The sequence below is a fragment of the Pseudoxanthomonas sp. J31 genome, from assembly GCF_000510725.1.
In the GTDB taxonomy this organism is placed as follows: domain Bacteria; phylum Pseudomonadota; class Gammaproteobacteria; order Xanthomonadales; family Xanthomonadaceae; genus Pseudoxanthomonas.
Genome location: NZ_AZNZ01000001.1, coordinates 181,942 through 200,082, shown reverse-complemented (window position 1 = coordinate 200,082; position 18,141 = coordinate 181,942). Strand labels below are relative to the sequence as shown.

15 protein-coding genes are annotated in these 18,141 nt (G+C 71.3%); 6 read left to right on the top strand and 9 right to left on the bottom strand.

The window, feature by feature from the left end:
- Window positions 1-18: 18 nt before the first annotated feature.
- The 5 genes from ubiB to oleC all read right to left on the bottom strand — a co-directional run bounded on the left by ubiB (window position 19) and on the right by oleC (window position 5,328).
- Window positions 19-1,677 carry a ubiquinone biosynthesis regulatory protein kinase UbiB gene (ubiB, locus tag PSEJ31_RS0100875; RefSeq protein ID WP_028914370.1) on the bottom strand — a complete coding sequence of 553 codons (1,659 nt, stop codon included), beginning with the start codon at window positions 1,675-1,677 and terminating at the stop codon, window positions 19-21.
- Complete coding sequence (locus tag PSEJ31_RS0100870) at window positions 1,674-2,306, bottom strand: SCP2 sterol-binding domain-containing protein (protein ID WP_028914369.1); 633 nt, start codon at window positions 2,304-2,306, stop codon at window positions 1,674-1,676. The genes ubiB and PSEJ31_RS0100870 overlap by 4 nt, the downstream gene beginning before the upstream one ends.
- Window positions 2,307-2,429: 123 nt before the next feature.
- Window positions 2,430-2,588 carry a DUF1328 domain-containing protein gene (locus tag PSEJ31_RS16405; RefSeq protein ID WP_019399423.1) on the bottom strand — a complete coding sequence of 53 codons (159 nt, stop codon included), beginning with the start codon at window positions 2,586-2,588 and terminating at the stop codon, window positions 2,430-2,432.
- 68 nt (window positions 2,589-2,656) lie between these two features.
- Complete coding sequence (oleD, locus tag PSEJ31_RS0100860; RefSeq protein WP_028914368.1) at window positions 2,657-3,664, bottom strand: 2-alkyl-3-oxoalkanoate reductase; 1,008 nt, start codon at window positions 3,662-3,664, stop codon at window positions 2,657-2,659.
- Window positions 3,661-5,328 (bottom strand): olefin beta-lactone synthetase, encoded by a 1,668-nt coding sequence (gene oleC / locus PSEJ31_RS0100855; RefSeq protein WP_028914367.1) that lies wholly within the window; start codon window positions 5,326-5,328, stop codon window positions 3,661-3,663. Before oleC ends, oleD begins: the two co-directional genes overlap by 4 nt.
- A 115-nt stretch (window positions 5,329-5,443) precedes the next feature.
- On the opposite strand from oleC, the gene PSEJ31_RS0100850 reads away from it, so the two are divergent.
- Window positions 5,444-5,872 (top strand): YkgJ family cysteine cluster protein, encoded by a 429-nt coding sequence (locus tag PSEJ31_RS0100850; protein ID WP_028914366.1) that lies wholly within the window; start codon window positions 5,444-5,446, stop codon window positions 5,870-5,872.
- A gap of 113 nt (window positions 5,873-5,985) precedes the next feature.
- Here the strand turns inward: PSEJ31_RS0100850 and PSEJ31_RS0100845 are convergent, their stop codons facing one another.
- Window positions 5,986-6,900, bottom strand: coding sequence for an alpha/beta fold hydrolase (locus PSEJ31_RS0100845; protein WP_028914365.1), 915 nt, complete (start codon window positions 6,898-6,900; stop codon window positions 5,986-5,988).
- Between the two features lie 118 nt (window positions 6,901-7,018).
- On the opposite strand from PSEJ31_RS0100845, the gene PSEJ31_RS0100840 reads away from it, so the two are divergent.
- Complete coding sequence (locus tag PSEJ31_RS0100840) at window positions 7,019-7,738, top strand: UPF0149 family protein (protein WP_232210957.1); 720 nt, start codon at window positions 7,019-7,021, stop codon at window positions 7,736-7,738.
- A 96-nt stretch (window positions 7,739-7,834) separates the two neighbouring features.
- Here PSEJ31_RS0100840 and PSEJ31_RS0100835 read toward each other — a convergent pair whose 3' ends face one another.
- From PSEJ31_RS0100835 to PSEJ31_RS0100825, 3 genes are all read right to left on the bottom strand, one after another.
- Complete coding sequence (locus PSEJ31_RS0100835; protein WP_019399417.1) at window positions 7,835-8,851, bottom strand: 3-oxoacyl-ACP synthase III; 1,017 nt, start codon at window positions 8,849-8,851, stop codon at window positions 7,835-7,837.
- A gap of 93 nt (window positions 8,852-8,944) precedes the next feature.
- A complete protein-coding gene (locus PSEJ31_RS0100830; RefSeq protein WP_019399416.1) occupies window positions 8,945-9,259 on the bottom strand; it encodes a DUF4156 domain-containing protein in 315 nt (104 codons plus the stop codon).
- 106 nt (window positions 9,260-9,365) lie between these two features.
- The gene (locus tag PSEJ31_RS0100825; RefSeq protein WP_028914363.1) at window positions 9,366-12,218 is read right to left on the bottom strand and encodes a pitrilysin family protein; all 2,853 of its coding nucleotides are present in this window, start codon (window positions 12,216-12,218) and stop codon (window positions 9,366-9,368) included.
- A gap of 99 nt (window positions 12,219-12,317) precedes the next feature.
- On the opposite strand from PSEJ31_RS0100825, the gene PSEJ31_RS0100820 reads away from it, so the two are divergent.
- From PSEJ31_RS0100820 to PSEJ31_RS0100805, 4 genes are all read left to right on the top strand, one after another.
- Window positions 12,318-13,016, top strand: coding sequence for an SDR family oxidoreductase (locus tag PSEJ31_RS0100820; RefSeq protein WP_028914362.1), 699 nt, complete (start codon window positions 12,318-12,320; stop codon window positions 13,014-13,016).
- Window positions 13,017-13,606: 590 nt separating this feature from the next.
- Complete coding sequence (locus PSEJ31_RS0100815) at window positions 13,607-14,014, top strand: hypothetical protein (RefSeq protein WP_028914361.1); 408 nt, start codon at window positions 13,607-13,609, stop codon at window positions 14,012-14,014.
- Between the two features lie 87 nt (window positions 14,015-14,101).
- A complete protein-coding gene (locus PSEJ31_RS0100810; protein ID WP_028914360.1) occupies window positions 14,102-14,578 on the top strand; it encodes a tRNA (cytidine(34)-2'-O)-methyltransferase in 477 nt (158 codons plus the stop codon).
- Between the two features lie 428 nt (window positions 14,579-15,006).
- The gene (locus PSEJ31_RS0100805; RefSeq protein WP_028914359.1) at window positions 15,007-18,024 is read left to right on the top strand and encodes a TonB-dependent receptor; all 3,018 of its coding nucleotides are present in this window, start codon (window positions 15,007-15,009) and stop codon (window positions 18,022-18,024) included.
- Window positions 18,025-18,141: the final 117 nt, after the last annotated feature.

The following is an 18,141-nucleotide window of genomic DNA, read 5'->3' as shown; positions in this document are numbered from 1 at the left end:
CTTGCGGCTGCGCGGGGGTCAGCGTCGCGGCAAGGCCGCCAGCACCGCCCACAACCCGCCGATTCCGGCGACCCAGGCCGACAGCGGCACCCCGGCCAGGCGCGGACCGCCGGCCTCCAGCGCGTACAGCACCGCCGCCACCAGCAGCAGGCCCACGCCCAGGATCGCCGCCACCGCCCGCCGCTGCATCACCCGCAGGGTGTGCTCGATCCCGGCCAGGTCGGGCGAGTGGATGCCCGTCCGGTGCCGGCCCTGCACCTGCTGCTCCAGCCACTCGTGCAACAGGCGCGGCATATCCGGCGCGCGGGTCATCAGCTCCGGGGCGCGCTGGCGGAACTCGCGCAGCAACCGGCGCGGGCTGTAGCGCTCGCGCAGGATCTTCCCAAGCACCGGGCTGGCCACCGCCCAGATGTCCAGCTGCGGATCCAGCTGCCGGCCCACGCCCTCGATGTTGAGCAGGGTCTTCTGCAGCAGGATCAACTGCGGCTGCAAGGTCAGTTCGTAGCGCTGCGCGGTGCGGAACAGCTTGGCCAGCACCTCGGCCAGCGAGACCTCGCTCAGTGGCCGGGTGAAGTACGGCTCGCACACCGCGCGCGCCGCCGCCTCCAGTTCCTCGATCCGCACCGTGGCCGGCATCCAGCCCGCCTCCACGTGCAACTCGGCGATGCGGCGGTAGTCCTGGCGGAAGATCGCCATGAAGTTCTCGGCCAGGTAGTACTGGTCGCGCGGCGACAGCTGGCCGACGATGCCGAAGTCCAGGGCGATGAAGCGTGGGTCGTGGCGCCGCGCCGGGTCGGCATCGACCCAGATGTTCCCCGAGTGCGCGTCGGCGTGGAAGAAGTTGTCGCGGAACACCTGGGTGTAGAACACCCGCACGCCCTTGGCCGCCAGCACCTTGCGGTCGATGCCTGCGGCATCCAGCGCGGCGATGTCGTCGGAGGGGATGCCGTGCACCCGCTCCATGGTCAGCGCCCGCTGCGCGCTGTGCGACCAGATCACCTCCGGCACGTACAGGTCCGGCGAGTCCTTCCAGAAGCGGCGCATCACCGAGGCGTTGGCGCCCTCGCGCTGCAGGTCCAGCTCGGCGGCCAGGGTGGACTCGATCTCGGCCACCACCGCCTGCGGGCGGATGCGGTCGGCCCGCGGATGGGCGCGGTCGACCAGCGCCGCCAGCGAGCGCAGCAGGGCGAGGTCGGCGTCGATCTGGCGCTCGATGCCCGGGCGCAGCACCTTGACCACCACCTCGCGGCCGTCGTGCAGGCGCGCAGCGTGCACCTGGGCGATCGAGGCCGAGGCCAGCGGGCGGGTGTCGAAGCCGGCGAACGCGGCCTCCACCGGCCGCCCCAGCGCCTGCTCGACGATGGCCCGCGCCGCCTGGCCGTCGAACGGCGCCACCTGGTCCTGCAGCAGGGACAGCTCCGCCGCGATGTCCGCCGGCAGCAGGTCGCGGCGGGTGGACAGGATCTGCCCGAACTTGACGAAGATCGGTCCCAGTTCCTGCAGCGCCAGGCGCAGGCGCATGCCGCGCGGCTGCGAGGCCACGTCGGCCGCCGCTCGCGGCACGAACGGCTTGGCCAGGCGCAGCCAGCGCTCGGCCGGGGTGCCTTCCAGCAACGCGTCCAGCCGGTAGCGCAGCACCACCCGGGCGATGCGCCAGGCGCGCAGCGCGGCCCTCATGGCGCACCTCCGGGCACGCGCAGGCGGGCGATGCGCGCGGCCAGGCGCTCGACGTCGTCGCGGACCGCATCGACCTCGTCGTTGAACGCGGCCAGCTCGGCGCGGCCGACCACGTCGCGCGATTCCTCCACCAGGTATTCGGCACCGGAACGCGCCAGGCCGCCGGCCAGCCCACGCGCGCCGCGCAGGGCCGCGGCCGCGGCATTGGCCAGCTGCACGCCCAGCACCGGGCCGAACAGCTCCACGAACGGCTGCTGCCAGTCCGGCTCGAAGCCGGAGGCCAGCTTCTGCAGGCGCCGTGCCAGGTCGGCGTCGCCGGACACGTGCAGGCGCCCGGCGGGCTTGCCGCGCGCGGCGGCGGCCAGGAACGGCAGCTGGCCGAGCAGGCCGCCGATGGTGCCGCGCACGGCCAGGTCGGCCTCGCGCAGCGGCGGGCCGACCTGCAGGTAGCGGTCATGCACGCGGATTTCCAGCGCCAGCGCCGGGCGCTCCAGGGTCAGGGAAACGCTGCGACCGTCCAGCTGCGCCAGCGCGGCGAGGGTATCCGGGTCCAGCGCCGCGGCACGGTTGAGCGCCGCTTCCAGGGCGCGTCCGGCCAGCGGCTTGAGGGCATCGAGGGGGCTTGGCATGCGGCCATTCTAGCGGTCGCGGCGGCGCCGCACCGGAAAACCCGGGGTCCGGATACGACACGGGCGCAGCCAGTGGCCACGCCCGTGCTGGGGTTCCGGCGGCGCCAGGGGCGCCGGCGCGGACTAGACCCGCCTGCCGCGCAGCAGCGAGATCGCACCCAGGATCAGGAACACGACGAACAGGATCCAGGCGATGTTGGTGGCGGCGCCGGCGATGCCGCTGAAACCCAGCAGGGCGGCGATCACGGCGATGACGAAAAACACGACGGCGTAATGGAGCATCTGGGCATTCCTCGGGGTGGCGCCGCGGGGGGCGGTCGAGGGGCATGCTGCCCAAGCGCCGGTCGTGATCAGGTGACGGATGCGCCCTGTTGCCAGCTGGCCTTCAGCCTGATGATTCCCTCGTCAAAACCGACCCTTGGCACGTAGCCGAAGTCGCGCCGCGCCGGCTCCATGCTGTACCAGTGCGCGGTGGCCAGCTGCTCGGCGAGGAAGCGTGTCATCGGCGGCTCGCTGCGCAGGCGCAGCAGCGGCCACAGCCGCTCGCACACCGCACCGATGCGGTACGCCGTCTTGAACGAAATGCTGCGCGTGACCGGCGGCGCACCGGCGGCCTGCAGCAGGCGGTTGAGCACCTCGCGGATCGGCAGCGGTTCGCCGTTGGAGATGAAGTACGCCTTGCCGGCGCAGGCCGCATCCGGTGCCAGGCGGTCCAGCGCGTCCAGGTGCGCCTGGGCGGCGTTGTCGATGTAGGTGGTGTCGACCAGGTTGGAGCCGTCGCCGACCAGGCGCAGGCGCCCGGCATGCGCGCGTTCGACCAGGCGCGGCAGGATCTGCGGATCGCCCGGGCCCCAGATCAGGCGCGGGCGCAGCGCGACCACCGCCAGCTCCGGTCCGTTGGCCGCCAGCGCCTCCTGCTCGGCGATGGCCTTGGTCGCCGCGTACGGCGCCTGGAAATCCTCGCCGTAGGGCACTTCGTCCGCGCCCAGGCCTTCCACCGGATGGGTGGCGCGATGGGTGACGCTGGGCGTGGAGGTGTAGACCAGCCGCTGCACGCCATTGGCGCGGCAGGCGGCAATCACGTTGCGGGTGCCGACCACGTTGGCCTGGTAGTAGCTGTCGTAGCTGCCCCAGGCGCCGGCCTTGGCGGCGTTGTGCAGCACCGCGTCCATGCCCGCCACCGCCCGCGCGACCGCGGCCGCGTCGGCCAGGTCGCCAAGGTGCTGGACCACGCCCATCGCCTGCAGCGCGGGCGAATGGCTGCGCTGGAAGCTGTGCACCGCATGGCCGCGCGCCAGCAGCGCGCGGCACAGGGCCTGGCCGAGGAAGCCTCCGCCACCGGTCACCAGCACCTTCATCGGGCCTTCTCCAGTTGCCGGGCCGCCCATGCGGCGAGCTTCTCGCGTCCGATCTTGGCGTTGTGGCGGATGTCGACCGGGAACGCGGGATGGCGCAGGAAGCGGCCGATGCGCGCGGTCTGCGGGGTACGGCTGCCAAGCATGCGCAGTTCCTCGGCGATGCGCTCGAACTCGGTGGCGCGCACGCCCCGGGCCAGTTCCACGCACAGCACCGGAACCTGCGCCCCGGGCGCGCCCACGCCTACCAGCGCGGTGCGGCGCACGCGCGGATGCACGTTGAACACCGGCTCGACCTGCTCGGTGTACAGCGGGCCCTGCTCGGTCTCCACGCGCTGGGTCTTGCGCCCGCAGAACCACAGCCGGCCGTGTTCGTCGAAATAGCCCACGTCGCCCATGCGGTGCACGACGCGGGTGCTGCCGTCGGCCAGGGCCTCGCGGATCTTGGCCGCGCGGGTGGCGGCCTCGCGGTTGAAATAGCTGTCGGTGGCGGTCGGGCCGGCGACGGTGATCTCGCCCACTTCGCCCACGCCCAGCACGCGCGCCTGGCTCCAGCTTTTGATCGGGCCGTCGTCCACGGCGATGATGCGCACCTCGTTGGGCGCCACCGGGCGGCCCACGCAGGTGCCGGCGCCGGCCTCGGTGGCGGCGCGGGTTTCCTGCAGCTCGCGGCCCTCGATCACCGCCACCGGCAGGCACTCGGTGGCGCCGTAGGGCGTCCAGAACTGCGCATCGGCCGGCAGCAGCGCGCGGATCTTCTCCACCACCTCCGGCGGCACCGGCGCGCCGGCGGAAGTGGCGCGGCGCACGGTGGGCAACGGCGCACCATGGTCGGCCAGCACCCGCATCAGCGCCGGCGAACCGAACAGCTGGGTCACGCCGAAGCGCGCGATCGCATCGTGCAGGCGGCGCGGGTCGGCCTCGGCCGGGCGGGTCGGATCCATGTCCGGGATCACCGAGGTCAGGCCCAGGGCCGGATCGAACAGGGCGAACGGCGGGAAGGTCGGCAGGTCCACGCCACCGGGCTCGATGCCGAAGGCCTCGCGCATCAGCGCGATCTGGGCGACGAAGTGGCGGTGGCGGTAGACCACGCCCTTGGGCACGCCGGTGGAGCCGCTGGTGAACAGGATCGCGGCGACCTCGTCCGGAGCGGTGTCGGCCAGCTGCGGGCCGGCACCCTGGCCGGCGCGCTCGACTGCGGCCAGGGTGGTCCCGCCCCAGCCCATGCGGGTGCCCACCGTGACCAGCTTCCTCGCCGACGGCGCCCAGCCCAGCAGGCGCCGGGCCACGTGCGCCAGCGGGATGCCGATGAAGGCCTCGGCGCGGGCCTCGTCCAGGCACTGCTTCAGCGCGCGGCGGTCGATGCCCGGGTCCACCAGCACCGGCACCGCCCCGGCCTTGAACAGGGCGAACATCACCAGGAAGAACTCCGGCGAGGGCCGCACCATCACCACCGTGCGCACGCCGCGGCCGATGCCGTGCGCGGCCAGGCCGGCGGCGAGCGCATCGCTGCGGGTGTCCAGGGTGCGGTAGTCGAGGACCACGTCGTAGCGGGCCAGGCCGCGGCCGGAGGCGCGCTTGCCGGGGCAGCGGATCGCGGGCTGGTCGGGACGCTCGGCGGCCAGCCGCGGCAGCGCCGCGGCGATGTTGCAGGGGCTGGAAGTCATGCGGGGATTATCCCACGCGCGTGCCCACCGCCCGGCGCCACTTCGCCGCCGCCACCGGATGCGGCAGAATCGCGCCTCCCGCAACTGCAGCCGCGCAAGGCCCGGCCCGCCCCCCATGCATCCCTGCCTCACCTGTGGCGCCTGCTGCACCCAGTACCGGGTCGCCTTCCACTGGATGGAATCGGATGAAGTGACCGAAGGGGGCGTACCCGCCGCACTGACCCAGCGCCTGGACGCGCACCGCCTGTGCATGCGCGGCACCTACGGCCCGCCGGTGCGCTGCGTGGCGCTGGACGCGGACATCGGGGTGTACTCGCGCTGCACCATCCACCCCAACCGGCCCTCGGTATGCCGCGAGGTGGATGCGTCCTGGGAATTCGGCGCCGCCAGCTCGCAATGCGACCGCGCCCGCATCGCCCACGGCCTGCCACCGCTGACCCCGGCCGACTGGACCTGGCGCGAAGCCGCCAGCAACGACGACGGCGAACCGGACGACAGCGGCAACAGCCCGTCCTCGCCGCCGGTCACGCCAATCGCGGCCTAGGCGGCTGCATCGCAACGGGCGCCATCCCGCATTGCGGGAAGGCAGGGATTCGCCGCATGGATTTTCCTGCGGCGCGGGCTAGCCCGCGCAGGGAAAGCCGGCCCGTGGTCCGCTCAGGCCAGCGGATTGGCGTCGAGGAAGGCGCGGATCGCCGGCACCAGCACTTCGTGCCTGTCTTCCAGCACGTAGTGGCCGGCGTCCTCGAACGCATGCACCTGCGCGCGCGGCAGGTCGGCGCGGAAGCGCTCGAGGAAGTGGTGGTCGAACACGAAATCCTTCAGGCCCCAGCCGATGAAGGCCGGGCGGTCGGCGAAGGACGGCAGCGCCTTGCCGGCCGCTTCCAGCAGCGGCCAGGCCTTGTCGCCGGGGCGCAGCGGGATGTCCTGCATGAAGCGGATGGTGGAGATGCGGTTCTTCCACGAGTCGTAGGGAGCCACGTAGGCACGGCGCACGTCGGCCGGCATCTTCCGCTCCACGCCGAAGTACGAGGCGCCGGCGGAGAAGGCGTTGAACGCGCGGATGATGACTTCGCCGACGAAGTAGTCGCGGCCCAGCGCGATCTGCCAGGGCATCTGCTTGGCCGCCGGCATCGGGAACGCGGCGGTATTGAGGACCACCAGGCGCTTGACCTGGGCCGCATGCGACAGCGCCCAGCCGAAGCCGATCATCCCGCCCCAGTCGTGCACGGCCAGGGTCACCGGGGTGGCGTCGTCGACCCCGGCATGGCGCAGCAGCGCCTCCAGGTCGTCCACCCGCGACTGCAGGGTGTAGTCGTAGCGCGGCGAGGCGGTGGGGCGGTCGTCCGGCTTGTCCGACAGGCCCATGCCGACGTGGTCGGGGACGATGCAGCGGTAGCGGCCGACCAGCGCGGCCACCAGGGTGCGCCAGTAGTAGCTCCACGACGGGTTGCCATGCAGCATCACCACGACTTCGCCGTCGCGCGGGCCCTCGTCCAGGTAGGACATGTGGATGCCGGGCCGGACTTCGAAGCGGCGGGGGTGCTCGGGGTAGCCGGGGAACTGGGACACGGGCAGCAGGTTCGCGCGGAAACCGCGCATTGTAGGCCAGCGCGGACCCGCCACGGCCCCGCCGCGGCCCGCCAGGGACTACCATGCACGCCCCTCCACCGTTCCAGCCGCCATGGCCATGCCCCCGCCCTATCTCGACGACGCGCAGATCGAACGCCTCTCCACCCTGCTTGAACAGCGCGCCGTGCCCTTCCGCGGCTTCAACCTGGAGGCGCTGGACGGCTTCCTGTCGGCCCTGGCGGTGGCACCTGCGCCGGTGCCGCCGGAGGAATGGCAGCCGGTGGTCTGGGGCGGCAAGCTGCCCAGCTGGGGCAGCCCGGAGGAGGCCGAAGAGGTCCAGGCCCTGCTGCAGGGCCACTGGAACATGTGCGTGGCCCGCGCCCGCCAGGGCGAGGACCTGCCGGAACACCTGCTGCCGCTGATGTGGCTGCCCGAGGACCCGGAAAGCGCGGACGAGGCCCTGGCCGAGGACGAACTGGACGTGGGCCGGGAATGGGCGCTGGGCTTCTTCGAGGGCGCGGCCCTGCGCGAGGAGGCCTGGGACCGCTGGCTGGACGAGCACGAGTGGATCGAGGAGATCTTCGACCTGCTCGAGCGCCTGGCCTCCGGCGAGGTGGTCGATCCGGAACACCCGGAGAAGGAGCCGGTGCCGCTGGCCTACCGCGAGCGCCTGGACATCGTCATGGACCTGCCGGGCATGCTGGCCGACCTCAACCACCAGCACATCGCCGAACAGACTCCGCGCACCCCGATCCGCCGCGAGGACGGCCCCGGCCGCAACGATCCCTGCCCCTGCGGCAGCGGCAAGAAGCACAAGAAGTGCTGCGGCGCCGGCTGAGGCCGCGCCGCCACCCCGGCCCCGGCAGCGATGCCGGACGCCGGAAAAGCAAAGGGCCGGCAGAGCCGGCCCTTTGTCATGCGGGGCAGGAGTGGGTTACCACACCACCTCGGCCATCGAGCAGTTCAGGCCCGAGCCGATGCCCAGCAGGGCGATCCGGTCGCCCTTCTTCAGGCGCCCCAGTTCCTTGAGCTTGCTCAGCACGATCGGCACCGAGGCCGGGCCGATGTTGCCGTGTTCGCCGAAGATGGTCATGACCTTCTTCGGATCCACGCCCAGCGACTTGATGAAGGCCTTGGTGTGCGGGCGGCTGACCTGGTGGATCACGAACTGGTCCAGCTCGTCCACCGCCCAGCCCAGCGCCTGCTTGGCCGCGGCGAAGGTCTTGGTGGCCAGTTTGATGCCCTCGATCAGCAGCAGGCGGGTGTCGGTGACCATGCGGTCGAGGTTGCCGCGGCACAGCTGGTTGAACTCGGTGGCCGAACGGGTCACGCCGCCCTTGTAGCGCGGGGCATCCGGGGCCAGTTCGCGGCGGCACAGGACCATGGCCGCGGCGCCGCAGCCCAGGGTCAGGGCCGCCATCTCGTCGCGGAATTCCTGCTCGGTCACGTCCGGGGCGCTCATGCGCTCCAGGGTCTTCTCGTACACCAGGTTGGCGGTCTCGCCGTCCACCACCAGGGCGTAGTCGATCTCGCCGCGCTCGAGCATGCGCGCGGCGATGTCCATGCCGTTGATGAAGGCCAGGCAGGCGTTGGCGACGTCGAAGGTCATGCACTCCTCGGACACGCCCAGGTTGCCGGAGACGATGGAGGCAGTGGACGGCTCCAGGTAGTCGCGGCTGACCGAGGTGTTGACCAGCAAGCCGATCTTCTCCACGCCGATGCCGGCGTCCTCGAGCGCCTTGCGCGCAGCCATGGTCGCCACGTCGGAGGCCGTCATGCCGTCATCCCACAGGCGGCGGGCATGGATGCCGGCGATGTCGCCCAGCACGTCCACCCGGATGCCGAGGCGGTCCAGGGTCGGCTTCAGGCGCGCGTTGATTTCCTCCGAGGTCAGGGTATGCGGCGCATCGATATGCGCCAGCCCCGCGATCGAGACGTTCTTGAAAAGCATGGCTAGACCACGCCGGTAAGGCGAAAGGGGCGTCGATTCTACCGGTTGCCCGCCTTCACCGCACCTTTACGTACGGGGCGGGGCGTGCCCCGTTCAGGGACACTGCCAGGCGGCGAAGCGCTGGGTCCCGCCGGCCGGCTCGCCCAGCGGCTGGACCACGTTGGCCCCGACCCCCGGGGCCTCGTTGCGGGCCAGGCTCTCCAGCTCGTCGCGGACCTTGACCTGGTCGCGCTGGTAGAAGCCCACGCTGTGCTTGACCGAGACCTCGACCTCGCCCTGGCGGGTGCAGCCGGCCGGGGCCGCCCCGGCGGCGATCACGCGCACGGCCTTGCCCTGGGGCTGCAAGGGCACCCAGGTGCAGGCGGCCAGCGGGAGGACGAGCAGGAGGGAGGCGGCGGCAAGGCGCATGCGGGTCTTCCGGGAAGGTGAAGGCAGGCCGGAAAGCCTGCCATGGTTCGGTGCAACAGGGGGACAACCGCCGGCGCCGCCCGTCGGGACGGCGCCGGCGCACGGGTCAGCGCGCGACCGGGCGACCGTCGGCGTCGATCACGTGGACCGGGCCGAGCTTGAGCGCGCGCACCGGCTGCTCGACCTGCTTGAGGTCGCCCACCACAACCCAGACCAGCTTGTCCGGATCCAGGGTGGCGGCCGCCTGCTGCACCTGCTCCACGGTCAGCGCCTCGATCCGGGCCTTGCGCCGGAACACCCAGTCGTCCGGGCGGTCGTAGCGGACGATGCCACCGATGGTGCCCAGCACCGCGCGCGCGGTTTCGTAGGCACCGGGCAGGCTGCGGATCTCGGTGGCCTGGATCTTGGCCACCTCGGCCGGGGTCGGCGGCTTGCGCCCGCCGACGTACTCGCGCACCTCGCGGTCCAGCTCGGCCAGGGCCTCGGCGGTCTTGTCGATCTGCACCGGGGCAAAGGCCATCCACGGCCGCTGGCCCAGGGCCTGGGTGGTGAAGCTGTAGGCGCCGTAGGCCCAGTGCTTGTCCTCGCGCAGGTTCATGTTCAGGCGCGAGGAGAACTCGCCGCCCAGCACCGAGTTGGCGAAGTCGAACACGATGGTCGACGGGTCCTTGGTCGAGGGCACGACCTGGCCCGCGAGGATGGTGGCCTGCACCGCGCCGGGCTGGTCGATCAGGTACACCGCCGCCGCCTGCGGACGCTCCACCTCCGGGATGGCCTCGACCGCGGCCGGGGCCGGGGCGGCCGCCTTCCAGTCGCCGAAGTGGCGCTCCAGCAGCGGCACGATCTCCTCCAGGGTGGTATCGCCGACCACGATCAGGGTGGCGCCGTCCGGGCGCACCCACTGCGCGTGGAAGGACTGCAGGTCCTCGCGGGTCAGCGAGGCGATGGATTCCTCGGTGCCGGTGCCGCTGAACGGGATCGCGTAGGGGTGGCCCTGGCCGTACAACAGCGGCGGCAGCACGCGCATGGCCGCGCCGTTGGGGCGCGCCTTCTCCTGGGCGATGCCGGCCAGCCAGGTGGCGCGCACGCGTTCGATCTCCTTCTGCTCGAAGCGCGGGCGGCGGACCATGTCGGCGAACAGCTGCAACGACGCGTCCAGGTTTTCCTTCAGCGCCGACAGGTAGGCGTTGCCGCCGTCCAGGGTGGCGCCGGCGCCGAGCACCGCGCCCAGCGACTCGGCGCGGTTGGCGAAGCCCAGCGCGTCCAGCTCGCCGGCGCCCTCGTCGAGCATGGCCATGGTGAAGCTGGAGGTGCCCAGCTTGCGGCCCAGGTCGGCGGCGAAGCCGCCCTTGAACTCGTAGCTCAGCTGCACCACCGGCACCGCGTCGCGGCGGGCCAGGATCACCTGGGTGCCGTTGCTGAGCGTGGCCCGCTCCAGCGCCGGGAATTTCAGGTCCGGGAAGCGGTCGGGCATGGGCACGCCCTTGCTGCGGTCCACCTGCGGCTTCAGCGCGCGGTACTTGCGGTCCGGCGGCGGCAGCTTGAACGGTTCCGGGGTCGGCGACGGTTCCTCGGCCAGCGCCTGGCGCTCGCCCGGCAGCACCACCAGGGTGTGCGAACCCTCGCCCAGCCAGGTGCGGCCGGCCTCGCGCACTTCCTCGACGGTGGCGTTGGCGACCACCTCCAGGGCGTCGCGGAAGCAGCCGGGGTTGCCGGTGTACACCGCGCACTCGGCCAGGGCGTCGGCCTTGCCGCCGAAGCCGCCGATGCGCTCGATCCCGCGCACCACCGAGGCCTTGGTCATGATCTTGGCCTGGCCCAGCTCCTCGGCGGTCGGCCCCTCGGCCAGCAGGCGCGCGATTTCCTCGTCCAGCGCCTTCTCCACCTGCGCCGGGTCCACGCCCTGGCGCACGTCGGCGGTGACGTAGAAGGTGGAGGCCAGCTCGAACGGCAGCACGTAGGCGCTGACCTTGTCGGCCAGCTTGTCCTCGAATACCAGGCGGCGGTCCAGGCGCGAGCCGCGGCTGCCGCCCAGCACCTGGGCCAGCAGCTGCAGCCGCTCCAGGTCCGGCTTGCCGTATTGTTCCACGCTCCAGGCGCGGTAGATGCGCGCCTGCGGGACCTTGTCCTCCATCGTCTCGCGCGTGGTCGCGCGCTTCACCGGGCCGGCCTGGATCCGCTCCAGGGTCGGGCCGGCGGGGATGTGGCCGAAGTAGCGGGTGACCTTCTCGCGCGCGGTCTTCACGTCGATGTCGCCGGCCAGCACCAGCACCGCGTTGTTCGGGCCGTACCAGGCACGGAACCACTGCTTCACGTCCTCCAGCGAGGCCGCGTTGAGGTCGTTCATCGAGCCGATCGTGCTGTGGTGGTACGGGTGGTCCTTGGGGTACAGCGCGCGGTAGATCAGGTCGTCGGCCTGGCCGTAGGGCTGGTTCTCGCCCTGGCGCTTCTCGTTCTGGACCACGCCGCGCTGCTCGTCCAGCACCTTCTGGTCGATCGCGCCGAGCAGGTGGCCCATGCGGTCGGACTCCATCCACAGCGCCAGGTCCAGCGCGGTGGTGGGCACGTTCTGGAAGTAGTTGGTGCGGTCCAGCCAGGTGGTGCCGTTCATGTCGGTGGCGCCGACCAGCTCGAACGGCTCGAAGTACTCGCCGCGGTGGTTCTCCGAGCCGTTGAACATCAGGTGCTCGAACAGGTGGGCGAAGCCGCTGCGGCCGGCCGGTTCGTCCTTGCTGCCGACGTGGTACCAGATGTTCACCGCCACGATCGGCGCCTTGCGGTCGGTGTGCACCACCACGCGCAGGCCATTGGGCAGGGTGAACTCCTCGTACGGGATCAGCACCTCGCTGCCGGCCGCGGGACGGGTGGCGGCATCCGCCGGGGCCAGTCCGGCGACCCCGAAGGTGGCGGTGATGGCCATGGCCAGGGCCGCGGCGAGCGGCCTGCGCGTGATCCTCATCGTGACGCTCCCTGTGCTGTGATTGGTGCGCCGATGCTAGTCGCCACGGGCGGCCTTTACACTAGGCCACAAGCCATCCCGGCCGGAGCGGACACGGACATGCGCCACTGCCTGGTCACCGGGGCCAACCGCGGCCTCGGCCTGGAGTTCACCCGCCAGCTGCTGGCGCGCGGCGCGCGCGTGGTCGCCACCGCCCGCCATCCCGGCCGCGCCGCCGCGCTCAATGCCCTGGCCGGGGATTACCCCGGGCGCCTGCACGTGCTGCCGCTGGACGTGGCCGCTGCGCGCAGCCGCGGGGAACTGGCGCGCGAACTGGCGCTGGTGCTGGACGGCCAACCGCTGGACCTGCTGCTCAACAACGCCGGCGTGCTGCACGGCGGCGAGCGCTTCGGCCAGGTGGCCGAGGCCGACCTGGAAACCAGCCTGCGCACCAACGCCATCGGCCCGTTCCTGCTGGTGCAGGCGCTGGCGGACCTGCTGGCCGACGGCGGCATCGTCGCCAACCTGTCCTCGGAGATCGGCTCGCTGGCGCTGCGCCGCGAGTTCCGCACCCCCAGCTACGCCGTCGGCAAGGCCGCGCAGAACATGGGCACGGTGCTGCTGTCCCGGGCGCTGCAGCCGCGCGGCATCCGTGTGGTGGCCCTGCATCCGGGCTGGGTGCGCACCGACATGGGCGGCGAGCGCGCCCCGGCCCTGCCGGCGGAGGCCGCCGCCGCGCTGCTGGCGGTGCTGGACCGCCTGGGCCCGGACGACAGCGGCCTGTTCCTCGGCCCCGACGGCGCGGTCTTGCCCTGGTGAGAACGGTTGCCCGGGCCCGGCCGGCCGCTACGAAGGCGGCGGCCGCAACCGGAAGCACGCATCCGGCCTGAGGCTGCAATCCGCTCCGGCGCCCGACCCCGGCCCTCCCGGTTCCTGCCGTGCCTCCGCTTTCCCCGGCCAGGCCGCGCGGCCTGGCGACGGGCGCACGACCACCCCGTCGGCTGGCGCTCCACGCCCTGCGCCGGCAGCTGCACGGGGCCAGCGCTGCGGCCGGCCCTGGCGGCGACACGCCACCGGCTTCCAGGCCGTTCCGGTCCCGGATTTCGGCCCTGCTGCGGCCTGCGGACCGGTGACCACGACCCTCGTCCGCATCCCTGTCCGGCGCGGTGTCCGCCCCGTGCGGACGTCCGCGCCGTCCCGCGGACACCGGGTCAGAAATCCAACCAATTGATCTGGAAGAAGAAATTCTTGGCACGCGACGTGCTTTGTACAGCTTTCCCCGGAAGCACTCCGAGGGTTACTGAATAAATGCTGAAGCAGCGTGCCGGAACCCCACCTTCTCCTTGCACCCTCTGCTTAGGTGTACTACATTACTACAACACCACTGATCAACGACACCGGAGCACACGATGAACGCCAAGACCCTTGCCGCCTCGTTGGCCCTTGCCCTCGCCGCGACGCCTGCCTTTGCCGCCGAGACCCCGCGCGTCGACCACATCGTCGACCTGCCGGCGGTCGAGGTCCGCCCGGATCCGGCCCTGCGCGCCGAGCTGGCCGCCAACCGCATCGTCGACCTGCCCGCCGTCGTGGTCCGCCCGACCACCGCGCAGAAGGCCGAATACCTGGCGGTGCAGGCCATGCAGGGCCGCATCGTCGACCTGGCCACGGTCTACGTCCGCCCCACCGCCGAGCAGCTGGCCGAGCGCGCCGCGATCGTCGCCCGCGAGCAGGCCGAGGCCCTGGCCGTGCAGGTCGGCAACACCCTGGCCGGGCAGGCCCAGGCCCACGTCGGCGGCCTGGCCGCGATGGGTAACTGAGTGCGGGCCGCGGAAGACACCGGCGGACGCGGCGCAGGCCGCAAGGCGCTCCAGCGCCCCGTCCGCCGGCACGTCTAGAATCCGCGGATGCCAGCCCCCGTTTTCGACGTCCTGCTCTACCAGCCCGAGATCCCGCCCAACACGGGCAACGTGATCCGCCTCTGCGCCAACACCGGCGCCCGCCTGCACCTGATCGAGCCGCTCGGCTTCAGCATGGAAGACCGGCAGCTGCGCCGCGCAGGCCTGGACTACCACGAATACGCCAGCGTGCAGGTCCATCCCGACCTCGCCACCGCGCTGGAACGCATCTCCCCCCGACGCCTCTTCGCCCTGAGCACCCGCGGCCAGGTCCGCCACGACCAGCCGGCCTATGCCGACGGCGACGCCTTCCTGTTCGGCTGCGAGACCCGCGGCCTGCCCGACGCGGTCCTGGAAGCGGTGCCGGAAGCACAGCGCCTGCGCCTGCCGATGCGCCCGGGCAACCGCAGCCTCAACCTGTCCAACGCCGTGGCCGTGCTCGTGTTCGAGGCCTGGCGCCAGCACGGGTTCGCCGGCGGCAACTGATTCCGCCGCAGCCCCGGGTCCAGCGCGATCCGCCCCGCGATCCCCCCGCGCCGGAGCCGGCATCGCATCCGCTGGCGGTGACAACCATGTCAACGTTGTCAGCATATCGCCAAGGCCAGGACAGAAGCTGTCCTGGCCGATGCCTCGCCGGGACATCCACCGGCCATTCCCGGTCCACCCGGGAAACGCCCGGACAACCCCCCGGACATATCGCGAATCCTGCTGATTTTCCAGCAGTTGTGGCGCGCATGCGGAAATCCATGTTGCACGGCAACAGCCAGGAAGGGTGTTAGCGCTACATCCTTTCTGGATTGACCGATTTTGCGTTTTTCGCTTGACAACGCTGTCACCTGACATCCAAATCCGGCCCCGTCGGGCGCATGGCGCCTGTCCACCCAACACAACGCCGAGAGAGAGGGGAAGGATCCATGAAGCGTTCCCGTGTAGCCGCGCCGCCGCGCCGCCGCCTGCTGAGCACCGCCCTGCTGGTGGCGCTGGCGCCGCCCGCCACCCAGGCCCTGGCCCAGGAGGCCCCCGCCACCGACCAGGTGAGCGAACTGGATACGGTCGTGGTGACCGGCATCCGCGCCAGCCTGGCGTCCTCGATGAACCTCAAGCGCGACGCCCAGGGCGTGGTCGACGGCATCGTCGCCGAGGACATCGGCAAGTTCCCCGACACCAACCTGGCCGAGGCCCTGCAGCGCATCAGCGGCGTGTCCATCGACCGCACCAGCAGCGGCGAGGGCTCCAAGGTCACCGTGCGCGGCATCAGCCCGGACTACAACCTGGTGTTGCTCAACGGCCGGCAGATGCCGGCGTCCAACCTCGGCCCGGGCGGCGGCGGCACCTCCAACTCGCGCTCGTTCGACTTCGCCAACCTGGCGGCCGAGGCGATCTCGGCGATCGAGGTCCACAAGACCGGGCGGGCCGAACTCCCCACCGGCGGCATTGGCGCCACCCTCAACGTGAAGACCGCCCGCCCGCTGGACATCGGCCAGTTCCTCGGCAGCGTGGGGCTCAAGGCGGTGCACGACACCTCGGTCGACAACCTGCCGCGCAGCTTCGCCGGCAGCAAGTTCACCGGCGAGCTGTCCGGCATCTTCAGCCAGACCTTCGCCGACAACACCTTCGGCGTCATGGTCAGCGGCAGCTACCAGGAACGCGACTCCGGCTTCTCGCAGGCCTCGGTGGCCGACGGCTGGCTGACCTTCCCCGGCGACGATGCCACCAGCGGCACCCGCCTGCCGCTGCCGGGCGAGCCCGGCTACGAACGCATCCAGAACCGTCCCGGCCCCGACGACATCTATGCGCGGCCGCAGAACACCGGCTACAGCGTCAACGGCGTCCAGCGCCAGCGCACCAACGGCAACATCACCCTGCAGTGGGCGCCCAGCGACGCGGTCACCGCGACGCTGGACTACAACTACATGGAGAACAAGGTCCAGCAGCAGCGCAGCGAGCTGTCGGTGTGGTTCAACTACCAGCCCGGCGACAGCTCCTGGACCGACGGCCCGGTGGCCGCGCCGACCTGGTACTCGGAGGACATCCCGGCCGGCAACAGCGACCTCTCCATGGGCGGCATGCGCCTGGCCACGAAGAACAGCGGCGATTCGCTGGGCTTCAACGTGGAATGGGAAGTCAACGACGCCCTGGGCCTGGAGTTCGACTACCACAAGGCCAAGGCCGAATCGCGCCCCGACGGTCCGTATGGCTCGGCCGGCGTGCTCGGCGTGGCCGCGTTCGTGCGCGGCACCACCTCGGTGGACTACACCGGCGAGATCCCGATCGTGAACGTGGTCCTGCCGCCGGGCATGGACGAAGTCGGTCCGGCCGACGCGGTGGTCACCGGCTCGGTGTTCCAGAACAGCTACAACCGCTCGGAGGTCGAGCAGTTCCAGGTACGCGGACGGTTCGAGTTCGGCGACTACTCCGGGCTGGATTTCGGCGTGTCCGCCACCGAGGTCGACAACCGCACCGCGGCCTCGGTGATGCAGGCCGACAACTGGGGCGGCCTCGGCAGCCCGGGCGACTACGACGATGGCATCTGGTACCTGGACCACATGTCGCGCTACTTCGACGCCTTCGGCAACTCCGGCGACCCGCGCTGGAGCGACGGCTTCCTGGTGTTCGACTTCGAACGCCTGCGCCAGCGCGCGGCGCAGATCCCGCAGCCGGACGGCCAGCCCTGCCCGTCCTGCTACCAGATGCGCCCGGACTACACCGACGACCTGCGCACCACCGAGAAGACCCGCAGCGCCTACCTGCAATGGACCAACACCTTCGACTGGTCCATGCCCCTGGACGTGGCGGTGGGGGTGCGCTACGAGAAGACCGAGGTGGAGTCGTCGGCGCTGGTGCGCATCCCCACCGGCATCAGCTGGGTGGCGGCCAACGAGATGTACGTGCAGTACGCCGACGAGCAGGGCTTCACCACGCTGGACGGCGAGTACGACTACTTCCTGCCCAACCTCGACCTGGCCCTGCACATCCGCGACGACCTGGTGCTGCGCGGCAGCTTCAGCGAGACCATCGGCCGCCCGGGCTGGCAGGACATCCAGGGCGGCCAGCGCCTGGACAACATCGTGCGTACCATCGGCGGCAACGGCAGCCGCGGCAACCCCGCGCTGGAACCGCTGGAATCGCGCAACTTCGACCTGTCGCTGGAGTGGTACTACGGCGAGGCCAGCTACGTGTCCGCCGGCTATTTCCGCAAGAACGTGCGCAACTTCATCAGCAGCACGGTGCTGCGCGAGTCGCCGTTCGAGCTGCACACGCCGGTGGGCGGCGCCTACTGGAACGAGGCCACCTCCACCGGCGGTTGCGGCCAGACCGACCTGCCCTGCATCCGCGACTACATCTTCGCCAACTTCGACGGCCAGCCCGGCGTGGCCTACACCGGCCTCAACTCGGCCGGGCAGATGACCGGCAGCATCGAAGGCCTGCCCGGCGATCCGGTGGCGCAGTTCGACATCACCGTGCCGGTGAACCAGCGCCGCGACCACGTCGACGGCTTCGAGCTGAGCATCCAGCACGTGTTCGGCGAAACCGGCTTCGGCCTGGCCGCCAACTACACCAAGGTGGATTCGGGGCTGACCTTCGACAACGCCAGCCTGGAGACCCAGTACCCGATGGTGGGCCTGAGCGATACCGCCAACCTGGTCGCGTTCTACGACAAGGACCGGTGGCAGGTGCGCGCGGCGTACAACTGGCGCGACAAGTTCTTCAACGGCATCGGCGGCCAGGGCCCGAATCCGAACTGGACCGAGGAATACGGCCAGCTGGATGCGATCGTCAGTTATTCGGTCACCGACAACCTGGTGCTGAGCCTGGAGGGCATCAACCTGACCGACGAAACCCAGCGCATCCACGCCCGCCACCGCAACATGGTGCGCTACGCCACCCAGACCGGCCCGCGCTACATGTTCGGCCTGCGCTACCGCTTCTGACCGTGCAGCAACCCGCCGCGCCCTCCCTCCCGGGCGCGGCGGTTTCCGGGTCGCCGGAAGGACCTGGCGACCTTTCTTTCCACCCCCGCGCTGCGGCACGATGCCGCCACGCCCTTC

Excerpts from the sequence above, each read along its gene's own strand:
- ubiB (WP_028914370.1), bottom strand. The coding sequence starts at position 1,677 with ATGAGGGCCGCGCTGCGCGCCTGGCGCATCGCCCGGGTGGTGCTGCGC.
- PSEJ31_RS0100870 (WP_028914369.1), bottom strand. The coding sequence starts at position 2,306 with ATGCCAAGCCCCCTCGATGCCCTCAAGCCGCTGGCCGGACGCGCCCTG.
- PSEJ31_RS16405 (WP_019399423.1), bottom strand. The coding sequence starts at position 2,588 with ATGCTCCATTACGCCGTCGTGTTTTTCGTCATCGCCGTGATCGCCGCC.
- oleD (WP_028914368.1), bottom strand. The coding sequence starts at position 3,664 with ATGAAGGTGCTGGTGACCGGTGGCGGAGGCTTCCTCGGCCAGGCCCTG.
- oleC (WP_028914367.1), bottom strand. The coding sequence starts at position 5,328 with ATGACTTCCAGCCCCTGCAACATCGCCGCGGCGCTGCCGCGGCTGGCC.
- PSEJ31_RS0100850 (WP_028914366.1), top strand. The coding sequence starts at position 5,444 with ATGCATCCCTGCCTCACCTGTGGCGCCTGCTGCACCCAGTACCGGGTC.
- PSEJ31_RS0100840 (WP_232210957.1), top strand. The coding sequence starts at position 7,019 with ATGCCCCCGCCCTATCTCGACGACGCGCAGATCGAACGCCTCTCCACC.
- PSEJ31_RS0100835 (WP_019399417.1), bottom strand. The coding sequence starts at position 8,851 with ATGCTTTTCAAGAACGTCTCGATCGCGGGGCTGGCGCATATCGATGCG.
- PSEJ31_RS0100830 (WP_019399416.1), bottom strand. The coding sequence starts at position 9,259 with ATGCGCCTTGCCGCCGCCTCCCTCCTGCTCGTCCTCCCGCTGGCCGCC.
- PSEJ31_RS0100825 (WP_028914363.1), bottom strand. The coding sequence starts at position 12,218 with ATGAGGATCACGCGCAGGCCGCTCGCCGCGGCCCTGGCCATGGCCATC.
- PSEJ31_RS0100820 (WP_028914362.1), top strand. The coding sequence starts at position 12,318 with ATGCGCCACTGCCTGGTCACCGGGGCCAACCGCGGCCTCGGCCTGGAG.
- PSEJ31_RS0100815 (WP_028914361.1), top strand. The coding sequence starts at position 13,607 with ATGAACGCCAAGACCCTTGCCGCCTCGTTGGCCCTTGCCCTCGCCGCG.
- PSEJ31_RS0100810 (WP_028914360.1), top strand. The coding sequence starts at position 14,102 with ATGCCAGCCCCCGTTTTCGACGTCCTGCTCTACCAGCCCGAGATCCCG.
- PSEJ31_RS0100805 (WP_028914359.1), top strand. The coding sequence starts at position 15,007 with ATGAAGCGTTCCCGTGTAGCCGCGCCGCCGCGCCGCCGCCTGCTGAGC.